The sequence below is a fragment of the Mixta mediterraneensis genome, from assembly GCF_030283135.1.
Classification (GTDB): domain Bacteria; phylum Pseudomonadota; class Gammaproteobacteria; order Enterobacterales; family Enterobacteriaceae; genus Pantoea; species Pantoea mediterraneensis.
On the sequence record NZ_JASUAZ010000002.1, the window covers coordinates 94,953 to 112,983 of the forward strand.

Below are 18,031 nucleotides of genomic sequence, written 5' to 3' on the forward strand. Positions count from 1 at the left end.
GGGCAATTGTGGAGAAGAAATATGCATAACGAAGCACCCATTATCCGCCGTAAATCAAAACGCATTTACGTCGGCAAGGTGCCAGTCGGCGACGGTGCACCTATTGCCGTTCAGTCGATGACCAATACCCGCACCACCGATGTGGCTGCGACAGTAAACCAAATCAAAGCGCTTGAGCGCGTAGGCGTGGATATTGTCCGCATCTCTGTGCCCACTATGGACGCCGCCGAAGCATTTAAGCTGATCAAACAGCAGGTCGACGTACCGCTGGTGGCAGACATCCATTTTGATTACCGCATTGCACTGAAAGTCGCTGAGTATGGCGTCGATTGCCTGCGTATCAACCCAGGCAATATCGGTAACAACGAACGTATTCGTATGGTGGTTGACTGCGCCCGCGACCGCAATATTCCGATTCGTATCGGCGTGAATGCGGGGTCGCTGGAAAAAGATCTGCAGGAAAAATATGGTGAGCCGACGCCGCAGGCGTTGCTGGAATCAGCTATGCGCCACGTTGATCACCTTAATCGCCTGAATTTCGATCAATTTAAGGTCAGCGTGAAAGCCTCGGACGTGTTCCTGGCGGTCGAATCGTATCGTCTGCTGGCAAAGCAAATTGAACAACCGCTGCACCTCGGTATTACCGAAGCAGGCGGCGCGCGTGCGGGGGCGGTGAAATCGGCTATCGGACTTGGTCTGCTGCTGTCGGAAGGCATTGGTGACACGCTGCGCATTTCGCTGGCGGCCGATCCGGTCGAAGAAGTGAAAGTGGGTTTCGATATTTTGAAATCGCTGCGTATTCGTTCGCGTGGCATTAACTTTATCGCTTGCCCAACCTGCTCGCGTCAGGAATTTGACGTAATCGGCACGGTAAACGCGCTGGAGCAGCGTCTGGAAGACCTCATCACGCCGATGGACGTTTCTATTATTGGTTGTGTCGTGAATGGTCCAGGCGAAGCCACTATCTCTACGCTTGGCGTAACCGGCGGCAATAAGAAAAGTGGTTTCTATGAAGATGGAGTGCGTCAGCGGGATCGTCTCGACAATAGCGATATGATCGATCAGCTGGAAGCCCGCATCCGTGCCAAAGCGTCGATGCTCGACGAAAGTCGTCGTATCGACGTGCAGCAGCTGGAAAAATAATGGCGCACGCAGGCTGCGTGCGTGACTTTTTTGACTGAACCTGTGCGGTTTCATCCTCATAAGGTATGATGCCGGACAGGTTTTTTTGTATTAAGAGATTCTAACGTGGCGAAGAATATTCAAGCTATTCGTGGGATGAATGATTATCTGCCCGCGGATACAGCCATCTGGCAACGGATTGAAGGCGTTCTGAAACAGGTTCTGGCGAGTTACGGTTATAGCGAAATTCGTATGCCGATCGTTGAACAAACGCCGCTGTTTAAACGCGCTATCGGTGAAGTCACCGATGTGGTTGAAAAAGAAATGTATACTTTTGACGACCGCAACGGTGAAAGCCTGACGCTACGCCCGGAAGGGACCGCAGGGTGTGTGCGTGCGGGCATCGAACATGGCTTGCTCTATAACCAGGAGCAGCGCCTGTGGTACATGGGACCGATGTTCCGTTACGAGCGTCCGCAAAAAGGCCGCTATCGCCAGTTCCACCAGATGGGTGTTGAAGTATTTGGCTTGCAGGGGCCAGATATTGATGCTGAATTGATCATGCTTAATGCGCGCTGGTGGAAAGCATTAGGTATTGCCGACCACGTCCGGCTCGAACTCAACTCCATCGGTTCGCTTGAGGCACGCGCTAATTATCGCGATGCGTTAGTGGCTTTCCTTGAACAACATAAAGAAACGCTGGATGAAGATTGCAAACGCCGCATGTATACCAATCCGATGCGCGTGCTCGACAGTAAAAATCCTGAAATTCAGCACTTACTGAACGATGCGCCCCAGCTGGGCGATTATCTGGATGAAGAGTCACGTGCGCATTTTGACGGTCTTTGCGCGCTGCTGGACGATGCGGGCATTGCGTATACCGTAAATCAGCGTCTGGTGCGTGGCCTCGATTACTACAACCGGACGGTGATTGAATGGGTCACCGATAGCCTGGGCTCACAGGGTACCGTGTGTGGCGGCGGCCGTTACGATGGCTTAGTTGAGCAACTGGGCGGTCGCGCAACGCCTGCTGTCGGTTTCGCCATGGGCATGGAGCGTTTGGTCCTGCTGGTTCAGGCGGTTAATCCTGAATTTGAACCGACTCGTGTTGTTGATGTCTATGTTATCGCTTCGGGTCAAGGCGTACAGGCATCAGCGATGCTGCTGGCAGAAAAACTGCGCGATGAAATGCCCGATCTGAAGCTGATGACCAACTTTGGCGGCGGCAATTTTAAAAAGCAGTTTGCCCGCGCAGATAAGTGGGGCGCACGCGTTGCACTGGTAGTGGGTGAAGACGAAGTGAAGGCCGGTCAGGTCGTGATTAAAAATCTGCGCAGTGGCGAGCAGCAAACGCTAGCGCAGGCAGAGGCTGCTGCTGCATTGCGCACGCTGTTACAGTAAGCGTGTCACAGCACCGATCATTAAAAAGAGAGGGATTGCGTGGAAGTTTATAGCAATGAGAATGAACAGATTGATGCCGTGCGCCGCTTCTTTGCCAACAATGGCAAAGCGTTAGCGGTTGGCGTAGTCATCGGTATTGCCGCGCTGGGTGGCTGGCGCTACTGGGCGAACCATGAAGAGAGCTCGGCCAAAACCGTTTCAGCGCAGTATCAGCAGCTGACCAATGCTATGCAGGCGGATAAGCCTCAAACGCTGGAGGCGGTGAGCAATTTTGCCAGGGATAACAGCAACACCTACGGTGCGCTGGCATCAATGGATGTAGCCAAACAGTATGTTGACAGCAACCAGCTCGATAAAGCGGCTGCTCAGCTGCAAAACGGCCTGAAAGACACAAAAGATGCCAACCTGCAGGCGGTTATTAACCTGCGCCTGGCGCGCATTCAACTGCAACAAAATCAAGCCGACGCGGCACTTAAAACCCTGGAAGGCGTGAAGGGTGATGGCTGGACAGCCATTGTGGCCGACATCCGCGGCGAAGCGCTGCTAAGCAAAGGCGACAAGCAGGGCGCACGCGATGCCTGGAGCAAAGGGGTGGAATCTGATGCCTCTCCGGCATTGAAGCAAATGATGCAGATGAAGATGAATAACTTAAGCTAAGCCAGTCAAGAGAGAGCGCATGGAATTACGTAAATACCTGCTGCCAGGGCTGATTTCAGTCACTTTGCTCAGCGGTTGTTCGCTGTTTAGCGGCGAAGAAGATGCAGTAAAAATGGCCCCGTTGCCGAAGGTCGAAAATCAGTTTACTCCGCAAGAAGTATGGAGCACGTCGGTGGGTGATGGTGTTGGCGATTTTTATTCCAACCTGCATCCCGCCTGGCAAGAGGGCACCGTTTATGCGGCCGATCGCTTTGGTATCATAAAAGCATTAGACGCAGCGAATGGTAAGGAAAAATGGAAAGTCGATCTCTCTGAGAAAACCGGCTTCTTCTCAAAAAATCGTTCAGCCCTGTTGTCTGGCGGCCTGACCGTGAATGGCGACCGCCTGTATGCTGGCAGCGAACGCGGCCAGGTTTATGCCTTAAACAGCAGCGACGGTAAGATTGACTGGCAAACCAAAGTGGCTGGCGAAGCGCTGTCACGTCCGGTTGTCAGTGATGGTTTAGTGTTGATTCACACCAGCAACGGCATGTTGCAGGGGCTGGATCAGAACAGCGGCGCCATCAAGTGGAGCGTTAACCTTGATATGCCAGCGCTGTCTCTGCGCGGTGAATCTGCGCCAGCCGTTGCCTTTGGCGGTGCGATTGTCGGCGGAGATAACGGTCGCGTCAGCGCAGTCATCATGAATCAAGGTCAGCTGATTTGGCAGCAGCGCATTTCGCAGCCAAGCGGCGCGACGGAAATCGATCGCCTGAATGATGTTGATACCACGCCGGTTGTGGTAAATGGCGTGGTTTACGCGCTGGCTTACAATGGCGATTTAACCGCGCTGGACCTGCGTTCAGGACAAATTTTGTGGAAGCGTGAAATTGGTGGCGTGAAAGATCTGATTGTAGATGCGGGCCGTATTTACCTGATCGATCAGGACGATCGCGTCATTGCTCTGAACGCGGATGGCGGCGTGGCAATCTGGCGTCAGAGCGATCTGCTGCACCGTAACCTGACATCGCCCGTGTTGTACAATGGCTATATCGTGGTGGGTGACAGCGAAGGTTATCTGCACTGGATGAACACGACCGACGGTCGCTTTGTTGCCCAGCAGAAACTGGATAGCTCCGGCTTCCAGACTGAACCGGTGGTTGCCAGCGACAAGTTGCTGATCCAGTCCAAAGACGGTGAGGTTTATGCGATTACCCGCTAATGGGTAAACGCCAGTCAGGTGAAATCCTTCCCTGAAAGCGGCTCCTGAGTTTATCAGGGGCCGTTTCGTTTTTAGTCAGGCATGGTATTCTTTGCGCCTTCAGCCTGAACTTAGCGGCAAGAGCCGTTATAATCACGCCATTCGGGCGATTAATTATTTATTGAGGCATTGTTATGGTACCTGTGGTCGCGCTGGTTGGGCGTCCCAATGTGGGAAAATCTACGCTTTTTAACCGCTTAACCCGCACACGTGATGCGCTGGTAGCGGATTTTCCTGGACTGACTCGCGATCGCAAATATGGTCGCGCCGAAGTGGAAGGGCGCGAATTTATTGTTATTGATACCGGTGGCATTGACGGCACTGAGGATGGTGTCGAAACGCGCATGGCAGAACAGTCGCTGCTGGCGATTGAAGAAGCTGATGTTGTGCTGTTTATGGTAGATGCCCGTGCGGGTCTGATGCCGGCCGATCAGCAAATTGCTAAGCATCTGCGTTCGCGCCAAAAAGCTACCTTCCTGGTGGCTAATAAAACCGACGGACTCGATCCCGATTCAGCCGTCTTAGATTTCTACTCGCTGGGCCTGGGGGAAATCCATGCCATTGCGGCCTCGCACGGTCGTGGCGTGACCAGCCTGTTAGAAACCGCGCTGCTGCCGTGGATGGAACAGGTCGATCCGGTAGAAGTGACCGAAGAAGACGAAAACGAAGCCTACTGGGCGGCGCTGGCGGCAAAAGAGAATGGTGAACCGCCTGAAGAGGAAGAAGAAGAGTTTGATCCAACCGGTTTGCCGATCAAGCTGGCGATTGTAGGCCGCCCAAATGTGGGCAAATCTACCCTGACCAACCGCATTCTTGGCGAAGATCGCGTAGTGGTATATGACATGCCGGGTACGACGCGCGACAGCATCTATATTCCGATGGAGCGTGATGGGCGTGAGTACGTGCTGATTGACACCGCGGGTGTGCGTAAGCGCGGAAAAATCACCGATACGGTAGAAAAGTTTTCGGTAATCAAAACGCTACAGGCGATTGAAGACGCAAACGTTGTGATGCTGGTGATTGATGCCCGCGCCGGGATTTCCGACCAGGATCTCTCGCTGCTCGGTTTTATTCTGAATAGCGGGCGCTCACTGGTAATTGTGGTTAATAAGTGGGATGGCCTGTCGCAAGAGGTGCGTGACGAGGTCAAAGAGACGCTCGATTTCCGCCTGGGCTTTATTGATTTCGCCCGCGTTCACTTTATTTCTGCGCTGCACGGCAGCGGCGTGGGTAACCTGTTCGAATCGGTCACGGAAGCTTATGACTGCTCAACCAAGCGGGTTAACACATCGTTACTGACGCGCATTATGAATATGGCCGCAGAAGATCACCAGCCACCGCTGGTTCGTGGTCGCCGCGTGAAGCTGAAATATGCGCATGCCGGAGGTTACAATCCACCTATTGTCGTGATCCATGGCAATCAGGTGAAAGATTTGCCGGATTCTTACAAGCGCTATCTGATGAACTACTTCCGTCGTTCTCTCAATGTTATGGGAACGCCGATTCGTATTCAGTTCAAAGAGGGCGAAAACCCTTATGAAGGCAAGCGTAACCTGTTGACACCCACTCAGCAGCGTAAACGTAAGCGCCTGATGGCGCATATGAAAAAAAATAAGCGTTAATTATCGAGGGCCGGTTGGCCCTCTTTTTTTTGCGGTAAGCAGCCAGGTTGCAAAAGGGAAAACGTACTGAGGGATAGCTTTATCCGCTGTCGTTAACGTAGCGCGAAGACAAAGGCATTTGTAAAATATGTGGTACGTCATACGCAGCGCAGGTACGTTGCTCAGGTTGCCCTTAACCGCAGGCATGTCTTTAAACTTTTGATCTAATTGTCTGTTTTGACGCTTATAAATACGGTTTAACCGTTAAAGAACATCGGGTTTGTACCGTTAAGCGCTTAACGCACTTTTACACATCGACCGCCTGAAAGACTGTTATTGCAAGAACCGTGTAAATTTAATTACTTAACGCACATTTTGTAGCAAAAATGCTATTTCTCAGTAACAAATGAGTAATAGATATTCACCTCTTTATGTACCAGGTGGTACAATCCAGCCCCGCTGTGGGCAGATCTATAGACAATTCTTAATGTCGCCTGCTTCACATTGCTTGAATCCCGGACGCAGGTCCGTTTTTAATTCGATTTAAAATAAAGTGTTCCCCAGCGTAAAGCTCCCGGCTCCCGAAACGGCAAGCGGGCGTGGAGCGCGGACGCTTTATTTTTTCAGGAGAGTTAGTGTTATGGCTGAAACATCGTCCCGCTCCGGTAAAGGGTTGGGAATATGGACCGTGCTGCTCGGGTTGGTGCTGCTTGCTACCGGCCTGTTCTTCGCTATCGGCGGCGGTAAACTCGTCGCGCTTGGCGGCAGCTGGTACTTCTTAATCGCGGGTATTGTTACCGTTCTGTCGGCAGTTCAGTTCTTCCGGCGTAAATCTTCTGCAGTGACGCTTTTTCTGCTGATGTGTATCGGCACGCTGATTTGGGCGCTTTTCGATGCTGGCCTGGCGTTCTGGCCGCTGGTTTCACGCCTGATGGTGCCAGCCGGACTGATGATCCTGGCGTTCCTGACCTGGCCTGCGCTGCGTAAGCGTGAAGGCAAAACGTTGCTGGCTAACGTTTCCTACGTCTTGTCTGCCGTGCTGGCTATTGGCATGGTGGTGACGTTTGTTCAGATGTTCCAGCCACATCCCACTGTTGCCAGCAGCGGTCAGGAATTGCCGCTGATTCCGGTTGATAAAGCGAAACAGCAGAAAAACTGGGATAACTACGGTAATACATCAGGCGGGAGCCGCTTTGTTGCGTTGGATCAAATCACACGTGACAACGTAAAAGACCTGCAGGTGGCCTGGACTTTCCATACTGGCGATACGCCAGTTAGCCCAACCGGTAACGGTGCGGAAGATCAACAAACTCCGCTGCAGATTGGCAATACGCTCTATCTCTGTACGCCGCATAACAATGTGATTGCGGTAGAAGCGGATAGCGGAAAGCAAATCTGGAAACGCGAAATCAACGCACAAGCTGAAGTCTGGAATCGCTGCCGCGGTCTGGCTTATTTTGATGCGACCAAACCATTGACGCAGCCGTCAAAGCCAGGCTCAACGCCGGTGACAGCCGTAAATTTACCTGCGGGTGATACCTGTCAGCGCCGCATCCTGATGAACACCATTGATGCACGCCTGATCGCAATCAACGCTGACAATGGTGAATTCTGTCAGGACTTCGGCAACAACGGACAGGTTGATCTGAAAGCCGGTTTGGGTAAAGCGCCAGATCCGCAATATCAGCTGACCTCTGCACCGACCGTGGCGGGTACTACCGTTGTGGTTGGAGGACGTATCGCGGACAACGTTCAGACCGATATGCCAGGCGGTGTATTACGTGGTTTTGACGTTATCACAGGCCAAATGCGCTGGGCGTTTGACCCAGGCAATGTGGACCCGAATGCGATTCTGATGCCAGGCAAAGATTATACGCGCAGCACACCAAACTCGTGGGCGCCGATGTCTTACGATCCGGCGATGAATACCGTATTTATCCCTATGGGCAGCTCTTCTGTTGACCTGTGGGGCGCGAATCGTACTGCACTGGATCACAAATACGGCGCGTCCGTGCTGGCGCTGGATGCCACCACGGGTAAAGAGAAGTGGGTTTATCAGACCGTTCATAACGATCTGTGGGACTTCGACCTGCCGATGCAGCCAGGCCTGATCGATTTCCCAATGCAGGATGGCACCACCAAACCGGCCGTGGTCATCGGCGGTAAAACCGGCATGATCTTTGTGCTGGATCGCATGACAGGCAAGCCGTTGACGAAAGTCGAAGAGTTGCCAATGCCGCAGGGCCATATTCCGAACGAGCAGTACACCAAAACTCAGCCGCATTCGACCGGTATGCCACAGATTGGCAACCAGACGTTGAAAGAATCTGACATGTGGGGTGCAACGCCGTTCGATCAGCTGGTATGCCGTGTTGCTTTTAAATCCATGCGTTATGATGGTCTGTTCACCGTGCCGGATACCGATAAATCCCTCAGCTTCCCAGGTTCGCTGGGCGGTATGAACTGGGGCAGCATGTCCACCGATCCGAACAACCATCTGCTGTTCGTCAACGATATGCGTCTGGGCCTGTGGGTACAGATGATTCCGGCTGATACCAGCAAGATTGCCCGTGGTAGCAATGGCGGTGAAGCGATCAACACCGGCATGGGTGCGGTTCCGCTGAAAGGCACGCCTTATGCGGTGAATAAAAACCGTTTCATGTCTCCGTTGGGCATTCCTTGCCAGGCGCCACCGTTTGGTACGCTGTCCGCGATTGATATGAAAACACGGAAAATCGTCTGGCAGGTGCCAGTCGGTACGGTGCAGGATACCGGTCCTTTTGGTATCAAAATGCGCATGAAAATGCCACTTGGTATGCCAACGCTGGGCGGCACGCTGGCAACGCAGGGCGGCCTTGTGTTTATCGCGGGTACGCAGGATTACTATCTGCGCGCCTTCGACAGCTCAACCGGTAAAGAAGTATGGAAAGCTCGCCTGCCGGTTGGCAGCCAGGGCGGCCCAATGAGTTATGTTTCACCGAAAACCGGCAAACAATACATTCTCATCTCAGCGGGCGGCGCACGTCAGTCTCCCGATCGTGGTGACTATGTCATTGCTTACGCCCTACCTGACAGTAAATAACGTGATGAAAAAGCCGACAGCGATGTCGGCTTTTTTTTCGCTATTCGCCGTCGCGCCACAGGGATTCCAGTTCAGGTGGCGCCACCTGTTCCGGTATTAACAGCACTATCGTGCCACTTTCCCGGTGGGTGGCGTACTGAATCTGAATGCGAAAATAACGCTGATCGCCACGACCAACCTGAGCAGCCTTTTCTTCCGGTTCTCCTAAAGGCATCGCCTGTTCCAGCACAGCACAAACGCGCTGTTTTTGGGGGGCAGGAAGCTGGCCTAAAGTGAAACGACGCTCGCCGCGCAGGCCCGGAATAAACGCGATACCGCCTTCACGTGCCACCACAATGATTGCATCGTCGGTGAGTTGAGGAAGCTCGCTCATAACACGCCCACCTCTTTCCAGGCTTGTTCAATCGCGCTGCCCACTGAACGGTTAAAGCGCTTTTCGCCGTGCTGCATGGTGTACTGAGCAAAGGTTTTAAAATCGGCATTCTGCGGCAACGCTTTATCACACAGGCTGTCATACCACGCATGACCAGCCAACTCCCATGCATAACCGCCCAGCGCTTTGGCAGCCAGACAGAAAGCGCGATTAGGAATACCAGAGTTAAGGTGCACGCCGCCATTATCTTCACGCGTCTGCACATAGTGATCCATATGCGCAGGCTGTGGATCTTTGCCCAGCATGGGATCGTCATAAGCCGTGCCGGGTTCAGACATTGAGCGTAAGCCCCGGCCATGAATACCTTTGGCCAGCAAGCCTTCACCGATAATCCAGTCGGCCTGTTCGGCGCTCTGCTTCTTACTGAACTGCTTCACTAACGAGCCGAATACATCTGACAATGACTCGTTCAGTGCACCAGCCTGTTCGAAATAGATCAATCCGGCTTCATTTTCAGTAACGCCATGCGTCAGCTCATGCGCTACCACGTCTATTGCAATAGTGAAGCGATTAAAAATTTCGCCGTCACCATCGCCAAACACCATCTGCTGACCATTCCAAAAGGCATTCTGGTAATTTTTACCGTAATGCACCGTGCCCAACAGTTTCAAGCCCTGATTGTCCAGAGAGTTGCGCTTGTAAGCCTGCCAGAAAAAGTCGTAGGTTGTACCGAGATAATCCCAGGCTTCCTGGGCGGCAATATCACCGTTTGCCGATTGACCTTCCTGCCGGATCAGCTTGCCCGGCAAAGTTTGCTCGTTTTGCGCATCATAAATCTCACGTTCAACCCGGCCGCCAACAGCGGTTTTCGCCACGGATGGCTTTTGCCAGGGCGCTGCCATTAAATGCTGTACGTGGGTTAAGGTACGACGCGCTTCTTCCTGCTGATGGCCGGAACCGTGTGCAATGATTTTGCGTAAGATGTAGGGAGGAATAACGCTATAAGCCATATCCGACTCCTTGGCACGATGAATTAACAGTTGAGCCAAAAAGTATAGTTATGACCTCAGGAAGATGTTTGGCGCCGCCGCGGCTTTTCGGGCAGAAGTTTTGTCACCTGGCTCTCTGCCCAGCCATCTTCAAGTCGGGTGCGAAGAAGATCGCCGGTATGCAGCTGGCCGGTTTTTTTCACTCTCTGGCCGGAAACGTCAGTGGTTACGCTAAAACCGCGTGCAAGTGTCGCCAGCGGGCTGACGCCTTCAAGCTGAGCAGCCAGGGTTGCAAAGCGCTGCTGATCGCAATTGAGCACTTTTTCCATGCTTTGTTCGAGACGGTAATGCCAGTTTTGCAATGACTTTTGCGCCAGAAACAGGCGCTGCTGTGGGTATTGCGCCGTAAAACGTTGTGTTAGGCGATCCTGCTGGCGCGTGAACACTCGAAGGCGTGATTCCATTGCTTCGGTCAGACGCTGTTGCAGACGGAAAAGGGCAGTTTGCTGCCGCGCCAGACGTAATTGTGGATGTTGCTGCTGCAGGCGATGGTCTAACCGACTAAACAGCCGCTGTTGGCGAGCCAGGTAATAATCCATAGCCATTTCCAGCCGCTGCTGCTGAGACTGGAGCTGGCGTAATAACTCAACCTGATTGCGGCTGACGATTTCGGCTGCGGCTGAAGGGGTTGGCGCACGCAGATCCGCAACAAAATCGGCAATGGTAACGTCGGTTTCATGACCGACAGCGCTCACCACTGGAATGCGGCTGGCGAAGATGGCGCGCGCCACACGTTCGTCGTTAAAACTCCACAAATCCTCCAGCGAGCCGCCGCCGCGGCCTACGATTAATACATCACACTCATTACGCAGGTTGGCTATTTCAATGGCGCGAACGATGGCGGCGGGCGCGTCAACGCCCTGGACGGCGGTGGGATAGATCACTACCGGTAAAGAGGGATCGCGTCGATGCAGCACGCGCAGCACATCATGTAACGCCGCGCCGCTGGCAGAGGTGATCACGCCAACCTGTTTCGCCGGTTCCGGCAAGGCCTGCTTATGTTGAGGGTCGAACAAGCCTTCGGTTGCCAGTCTGGCTTTCAGCAGCTCAAACTGCTGCTGCAATAAGCCTTCACCGGCGGGGCGCATGCTTTCGATAATGAGCTGGTAGTCGCCACGGGGTTCATACAGCGTGATATTGGCACGAACTAAAATTTGCTGGCCATGTTGAGGACGAAAGGTCACGCGACGATTGCTGTTACGGAACATGGCACAGCGAACCTGGGCGCCATCATCTTTAAGCGTAAAATACCAGTGGCCGGAAGCGGGCTGAGTAAAGTTAGAGATCTCCGCGCTCAGCCAAACCAGGCCCATCTCTTTTTCCAGTAACTGACGCACCGTGTTATTGAGGCGGCTGACGGTAAAAATATTGGCGGTTGGAGGCAGTGACATGTGACGAAGATCAAATTCCAAATCAGCAGGTTAATTAGTCGATACTACAGGGCTGATACCACGGATCAAGAGTTTTTATTAAATAATGCTGGAGGCAATCGATTACGGCCTGTATAATGCCGCGGCAATATTTTATCTATTCTCATTCACCCGAGGTGGAGTATTGCCATGTTAAGAATCGCTAAAGAAGCACTCACTTTTGACGACGTCCTGCTCGTTCCTGCTCACTCCACCGTCCTGCCAAATACGGCTGATCTCAGTACCCAGCTCACTAAAAACATCCGTTTAACTATTCCCATGCTGTCCGCAGCAATGGACACCGTGACGGAAGCGGGCCTGGCCATTGCGCTGGCGCAAGAAGGCGGTCTGGGCTTCATCCATAAAAATATGTCGATTGAACGCCAGGCAGATGAAGTCCGCAAGGTGAAAAAATATGAAAGCGGCGTAGTCACTGAACCGCAAACCGTGTTGCCAACGACTCCGCTGGCCGACGTAAAAGCGCTGACTGAGCGTAACGGCTTTGCAGGTTATCCGGTTGTTAATGCCAACAACGAACTGGTCGGTATCATTACCGGCCGTGACGTTCGCTTTGTGACCGATTTGACTCAGCCTGTTTCGGCGGTAATGACACCGAAAGAGCGCCTGGTAACGGTAAAAGAGGGTGAAGCGCGTGATGTAGTTCTGCAGAAAATGCATGAGAAACGCGTAGAAAAAGCCCTGGTGGTGGATGAAAGCTTTCACCTGTTGGGCATGATTACCGTTAAGGATTTCCAGAAAGCTGAACGTAAGCCTAACGCCTGTAAAGATGCGCAGGGTCGTCTGCGTGTCGGTGCTGCGGTAGGCGCTGGCGCTGGCAACGAAGAGCGTGTAGATGCGCTGGTTGCCGCTGGCGTTGACGTACTGCTGATCGACTCTTCCCATGGTCATTCTCAGGGCGTACTGCAGCGTATCCGTGAAACCCGTGCTAAATACCCTGACCTCGAAATCGTCGGGGGCAACGTCGCGACAGGCGCGGGCGCATTAGCTCTGGTAGAAGCGGGCGTGAGCGCCGTGAAAGTGGGCATCGGCCCTGGTTCAATTTGTACCACGCGTATTGTAACTGGCGTAGGCGTACCTCAAATCACCGCTGTTTCTGACGCTGTTGCCGCCCTGGAAGGCACCGGCATTCCCGTTATCGCCGATGGCGGTATCCGTTTCTCAGGCGACATTGCAAAAGCTATCGCCGCGGGCGCATCCTGCGTGATGGTCGGTTCAATGCTGGCGGGTACTGAAGAATCGCCGGGCGAAATTGAGCTGTATCAAGGTCGCGCATTCAAATCCTATCGCGGCATGGGATCGTTAGGCGCCATGTCCAAAGGTTCATCTGACCGTTACTTCCAGACCGACAATGCGGCTGACAAACTGGTACCGGAAGGGATTGAAGGTCGCGTCGCGTATAAAGGTCGTCTGAAAGAGATCGTTCATCAACAGATGGGCGGCTTGCGTTCCTGCATGGGCCTGACCGGTTGCCCAACCATTGACGATTTGCGGACTAAAGCGGAGTTTGTCCGTATCAGCGGCGCCGGGATCAACGAAAGCCACGTGCACGATGTGACAATTACCAAAGAGTCGCCAAACTACCGCATGGGTTCATAATCCCGTAAGATTTCTCGCCCGGCTCAGCCGGGCGCTTTTATTATCAAGTCACCGTTCTGGAAACCCCTCAATGACGACGGAAAATATCCATAAGCATCGCATTCTGATTCTCGATTTTGGTTCTCAATATACCCAACTGGTGGCGCGTCGCGTGCGTGAGCTGGGCGTTTACTGTGAACTTTGGGCATGGGATGTCACCGAAGAACAGATCCGCCAGTTCAACCCGAGCGGCATCATCCTTTCCGGCGGCCCGGAAAGCACCACGGAGCTGAACAGCCCACGGGCACCGGAATATGTATTTAACGCTGGCGTACCGGTGCTGGGCGTATGCTACGGCATGCAGACCATGGCGATGCAGCTCGGCGGAAAAGTTGAAGGTTCCAGCGAGCGTGAATTTGGCTACGCACAGGTTGAAGTGACTACCGCGAGCGCCCTGGTTCGCGATATTGAAGATGCGCTCAGCGCGGCCGGCAAACCCTTACTGGACGTATGGATGAGCCACGGCGACAAAGTGACGGCAATCCCGTCTGACTTTGTGACCGTCGCCAGCACCGAAACCTGTCCGTTTGCCATTATGGCCAATGAAGAGAAGCGTTTTTACGGCGTACAGTTCCACCCGGAAGTGACGCACACGCGTCAGGGTTTGCGTATGCTCGAGCGTTTCATTATCGACATTTGTGGCTGTGAAGCGCTGTGGACACCAGCAAAAATCATCGAAGACGCCGTTGAGCGTTTGCGTAAGCAGATTGGCAACGACAAAGTTATTCTTGGCCTGTCGGGAGGTGTGGATTCCTCTGTTACTGCGATGCTGCTGCATCGAGCCATCGGCGATCGCCTGACGTGCGTATTCGTTGATAATGGGTTGTTGCGCCTCAACGAAGCGCAACAGGTAATGGACATGTTCGGTGACCACTTTGGTCTGAGCATTATTCACGTGCCGGCTGAAATGCGCTTCCTTAACGCGCTGGCAGGTATTGATGATCCAGAAGCCAAACGTAAAACCATTGGTCGGGTGTTCGTTGAAGTGTTTGACGAAGAAGCGACGAAGCTGACCGATGTGCAGTGGCTGGCGCAAGGCACCATTTATCCTGACGTCATTGAATCTGCGGCTTCTGCAACCGGCAAAGCTCATGTGATCAAATCACACCATAACGTCGGCGGGCTGCCAAAAGTGATGAAGCTGGGGCTGGTCGAGCCACTGAAAGAGCTGTTCAAAGATGAAGTACGTAAAATTGGTCTGGAACTTGGCCTGCCATACGACATGCTTTACCGCCATCCATTCCCAGGTCCCGGTTTGGGCGTGCGCGTATTGGGCGAAGTGAAGAAAGCGTACTGCGACCTGCTACGTCGCGCCGATGCTATCTTCATTGAAGAACTGCACAAAGCTGATTTGTACAACAAGGTCAGCCAGGCCTTCACCGTGTTCCTGCCGGTACGTTCTGTTGGCGTAATGGGCGATGGTCGTAAGTATGACTGGGTTGTCTCGCTGCGTGCGGTCGAAACTATCGACTTTATGACAGCACACTGGGCGCATCTGCCCTATGACTTCCTTGGCCGCGTATCCAACCGTATCATCAATGAAGTAGAGGGTATTTCCCGCGTTGTTTACGATATTAGTGGCAAACCACCGGCCACCATTGAGTGGGAATAAGTTTCTGACTTATTCTAAAACGCGCTGATTACCCAATCGCCAGTTTAATCGTCAGATTGACTGGCGATTTTCTTTCTTTGTCTTAATCACCGGGATACCGCATGCTTCCACTGAAAGTATTCAGTCTCTGTTTTCTTGCTGTGTTGCTGCTATCTCTGGCGGCGAGTATTGCGCAGGCAACCCGCCATAGCGGTGCAGCCAGTCAGGAAGGATGGTGGTCGGCACGACGCGATTCCGCCGGGATCGCGCCCGATCCACGTACCCATGCCAGTTTAGCGATTGTGCAGGTTTATGCCGCGCCGACATATGGCTGGAAGGGGGCAGTGGCGGTGCATCCGTGGATTATCTTCAAACGCGCCGGAGAAACCCAGTATAACCGCTACGAAGTGATCAGCTGGGGGAGCGGCGATAAAGTGCGGCGCAACACCAATATTCCCGACGGATACTGGTACGGTGCAAAACCTCGCCTGCTGGTGGACCATCGCGGCCCGGCGGCAGAAGCGATGATTCCGCAAATTGAAGCTGCGATAAAGTCTTATCCCTGGCCGCAAACCTACCATGCATGGCCGGGACCTAACAGCAACACCTTCCTGGCACACATTGGCCGACATGTGCCGGCTTTAAAACTCGATTTGCCCGCCAATGCGCTGGGTAAAGATTATCGTCCGCTGTGGCGTCCGATTGGATTACCACCGTCTGGCCGCGGTTTGCAGGTGTCAGTTTTAGGCGTGGCGGGGATGACGCTCGGCGCGGAAGAGGGCGTTGAGCTGAATATATTAGGGCTGAGTATGGGGGTAGATTTCACACCGTTACGTCTGCGTTTGCCGTTTATTGGCGGCCTTGGTCACGATAATCTGCAACATAATAACCCCTGACCATTCAGGCCCCTAATGGGGCCTCTTAACTTAACAGACGCCGAAATCATCCTCTTCGTGATACAGATTCACGCTGCCGGCTTTTACTTCTATTTCTTTTTTGGTTGCATCATCCACGCGCGCGCACCACAACACATCGCCTTCTACGCGCAACACTAACATCTTTGGCCCACCGGTTTTTGCCTGCACAAAATCGTTAATCTTAAACATCACTCCCTCCGTTTTTTAGTCAGTGTCGAGCGGGTTACATGGGTAAGTTAGAAAATTTTTGCGTCATGCTTTCCAGTTTAGCGCGCTGATTTAAACCGTAGAAAGAAGTAAGGCATGCTCGTCGTCGTTGATAACAAAACTAAATGGACTGAAGGGGCAGGCAAAGGCTGGCAGAAAGCGCCCCGAATAAAAAGACAGAAGCCACGTCACGCTATGCCGAAAGCCAGGGTTAGCGGTGATTTGGCATCTGGCTATTGTACTGGAATGGCTACGTATTTAATGTCGCAGCAGGAATAACGTCGCCAGGCCAAGAAAGATAAAAAAGCCGCCGGTATCGGTAATGGCCGTAATCAATACGCTGGAGCCGACCGCCGGATCGCGCTTAATTTTAGTCATTACCAATGGCACCAGCACGCCCATTAATGCCGCCAGCAGCAGATTAAGCACCATCGCCAGCATCATTACGCCGCCGAGCGCGGGGTTGCCATACATCAGCCAGGTAATGATTCCCATAATGCCGCCCCAGCAAATACCGTTGATTAAAGCGACTCCCAGCTCACGCACAATCAGGAAAGAGAAGTTTCCCGGTTCCACCTGATGCAGCGCCAGGGCGCGCACAATCATAGTGATAGTCTGATTACCGGTATTACCACCGATGCCCGCGACAATCGGCATCAAAGCAGCTAGCGCGACCAGTTGCGAAATGGTTGATTCAAACAGGCCGATCACGCGTGAAGCAACAAAGGCGGTACACAGGTTAATCGCCAGCCACGCCCAGCGATTACGTACTGCTTTACGAACCGGAGCAAAAACGTCCTCTTCCTGGCTGATACCCCCCATTTTACGAATGTTGCTTTCGTTCTCTTCGTTCACTAAATCGATCACATCTTCAATGGTAACGCGGCCTATCAGCTTGCCTTTGGCATCAATAACGGCAGCAGAAATCAGGTTATAGCGCTCAAAGGCACTGGCTGCATCCTCTGCTCTGTCGTTGAGCTGGAAGGTGGTAGGGTGCGTGTTCATTACTTCGTCCACGCGCATTTGCGGCTTGTTGAGCAGAATGTCGGTAAGCAACAGCTCACCTAGTAGGTGATTATCCTGATTGGTGATAAACAGCTTGTCAGTGCCCCCTGGTATGGCTTTACGATAGCGTAGGTAACGCTGCACGGTGGCTAAAGTGACGTCGGAACGCACCGTGAGGATATTAAAATCCATCACCCGGCCCACACGGTCGCGGTCAAACTGCATCACGTTGAGTATGCGCGCCCGCTGGCTCGGTTCCAGCGTAGTAAGCAAGCGTCCGGTAAGATCGCGTGGTAGATAGCGCGCCAGCCAGACCTGGTCGTCAATATCCAGCGGTTCGATAGCGCGCAGAATATCGCGGTCGCTCATCTCTTCAGTCAGGCTGGCCCAGACAGTTTCTGCGGCTTCGACCAGTACATGGCCGCGCCGCTCGTTGGGCACCAGACGCCACAACGCCTGACGTTCTTCTTCAGGTAAGGCTTCGAGAATATCGGCCAGGTCTGCAGCATGCAGCTGAGTAATATCCTGTTCCAGCATTTCGCGCTGGATCGCATTTTCACGTTGCTGTTCAGAACTGAGATGGCTGGTTTTTTTAAGCAGCGCATCAACCAGATCGTGCTCGTTAAGCAGCAGCGTCAGAATACGATGACGTATTTCACTTAAACGTTGCGAGTGAGAGGCAGACATATTGCGTCCCTTTTGTCTGAAAGTACCAGCACGA

General features: G+C 53.1%; 14 protein-coding genes. 9 read left to right on the forward strand and 5 right to left on the reverse strand.

All coding sequences use genetic code 11. The annotated features are described in order from the left end of the window. The first annotated feature begins 21 nt into the window (after nucleotides 1–21). The 6 genes from ispG (at nucleotide 22) to QRY16_RS02280 (ending at nucleotide 9,103) form a co-directional block, all read left to right on the forward strand. Nucleotides 22–1,143: a flavodoxin-dependent (E)-4-hydroxy-3-methylbut-2-enyl-diphosphate synthase gene (ispG, locus tag QRY16_RS02255; RefSeq protein WP_193404606.1), complete on the forward strand. Its 1,122-nt coding sequence runs from the start codon at nucleotides 22–24 to the stop codon at nucleotides 1,141–1,143. A gap of 105 nt (nucleotides 1,144–1,248) precedes the next feature. Further along, nucleotides 1,249–2,523 (forward strand): histidine--tRNA ligase, encoded by a 1,275-nt coding sequence (hisS, locus tag QRY16_RS02260; protein WP_193404607.1) that lies wholly within the window; start codon nucleotides 1,249–1,251, stop codon nucleotides 2,521–2,523. 39 nt (nucleotides 2,524–2,562) lie between these two features. Beyond that, a complete protein-coding gene (locus tag QRY16_RS02265; RefSeq protein ID WP_193404608.1) occupies nucleotides 2,563–3,180 on the forward strand; it encodes a YfgM family protein in 618 nt (205 codons plus the stop codon). Nucleotides 3,181–3,199: 19 nt separating this feature from the next. Next, a complete protein-coding gene (gene bamB, locus QRY16_RS02270; RefSeq protein WP_193404609.1) occupies nucleotides 3,200–4,381 on the forward strand; it encodes an outer membrane protein assembly factor BamB in 1,182 nt (393 codons plus the stop codon). Between the two features lie 173 nt (nucleotides 4,382–4,554). Further along, nucleotides 4,555–6,042 carry a ribosome biogenesis GTPase Der gene (gene der / locus QRY16_RS02275; RefSeq protein WP_193404701.1) on the forward strand — a complete coding sequence of 496 codons (1,488 nt, stop codon included), beginning with the start codon at nucleotides 4,555–4,557 and terminating at the stop codon, nucleotides 6,040–6,042. Nucleotides 6,043–6,661: 619 nt separating this feature from the next. Next, a complete protein-coding gene (locus QRY16_RS02280) occupies nucleotides 6,662–9,103 on the forward strand; it encodes a glucose/quinate/shikimate family membrane-bound PQQ-dependent dehydrogenase (protein ID WP_289775498.1) in 2,442 nt (813 codons plus the stop codon). 40 nt (nucleotides 9,104–9,143) lie between these two features. On the opposite strand, the gene QRY16_RS02285 is transcribed toward QRY16_RS02280, so the two are convergent. The 3 genes from QRY16_RS02285 to xseA are packed head-to-tail and all read right to left on the reverse strand — an operon-like array spanning nucleotide 9,144 to nucleotide 11,916. Next, entirely contained in the window at nucleotides 9,144–9,476 is a 333-nt protein-coding gene (locus QRY16_RS02285) for a protealysin inhibitor emfourin (protein ID WP_193404611.1), read from the reverse strand. Then, nucleotides 9,473–10,486 (reverse strand): M4 family metallopeptidase, encoded by a 1,014-nt coding sequence (locus QRY16_RS02290; protein WP_289775499.1) that lies wholly within the window; start codon nucleotides 10,484–10,486, stop codon nucleotides 9,473–9,475. The genes QRY16_RS02285 and QRY16_RS02290 overlap by 4 nt, the downstream gene beginning before the upstream one ends. 56 nt (nucleotides 10,487–10,542) lie before the next feature. Continuing rightward, on the reverse strand, nucleotides 10,543–11,916 hold the full coding sequence (gene xseA / locus QRY16_RS02295) for an exodeoxyribonuclease VII large subunit (RefSeq protein ID WP_289775500.1): 1,374 nt from the start codon (nucleotides 11,914–11,916) through the stop codon (nucleotides 10,543–10,545). Nucleotides 11,917–12,084: 168 nt separating this feature from the next. Here xseA and guaB point away from each other — a divergent pair, with 168 nt between their 5' ends. The 3 genes from guaB (at nucleotide 12,085) to QRY16_RS02310 (ending at nucleotide 16,077) form a co-directional block, all read left to right on the forward strand. Beyond that, entirely contained in the window at nucleotides 12,085–13,551 is a 1,467-nt protein-coding gene (guaB, locus tag QRY16_RS02300) for an IMP dehydrogenase (protein WP_289775501.1), read from the forward strand. 70 nt (nucleotides 13,552–13,621) lie between these two features. Beyond that, complete coding sequence (gene guaA, locus QRY16_RS02305; RefSeq protein ID WP_289775502.1) at nucleotides 13,622–15,202, forward strand: glutamine-hydrolyzing GMP synthase; 1,581 nt, start codon at nucleotides 13,622–13,624, stop codon at nucleotides 15,200–15,202. Nucleotides 15,203–15,303: 101 nt separating this feature from the next. Next, nucleotides 15,304–16,077, forward strand: a complete 774-nt coding sequence (locus tag QRY16_RS02310; protein ID WP_289775503.1) for a DUF3750 domain-containing protein — start codon at nucleotides 15,304–15,306, stop codon at nucleotides 16,075–16,077. A gap of 30 nt (nucleotides 16,078–16,107) precedes the next feature. Here the strand turns inward: QRY16_RS02310 and QRY16_RS02315 are convergent, their stop codons facing one another. Next, entirely contained in the window at nucleotides 16,108–16,287 is a 180-nt protein-coding gene (locus QRY16_RS02315) for a GDFGVC terminal motif YodC-like protein (protein WP_193404617.1), read from the reverse strand. Between the two features lie 276 nt (nucleotides 16,288–16,563). Further along, on the reverse strand, nucleotides 16,564–17,997 hold the full coding sequence (gene mgtE, locus QRY16_RS02320; protein WP_289775504.1) for a magnesium transporter: 1,434 nt from the start codon (nucleotides 17,995–17,997) through the stop codon (nucleotides 16,564–16,566). Nucleotides 17,998–18,031 lie beyond the last annotated feature (34 nt).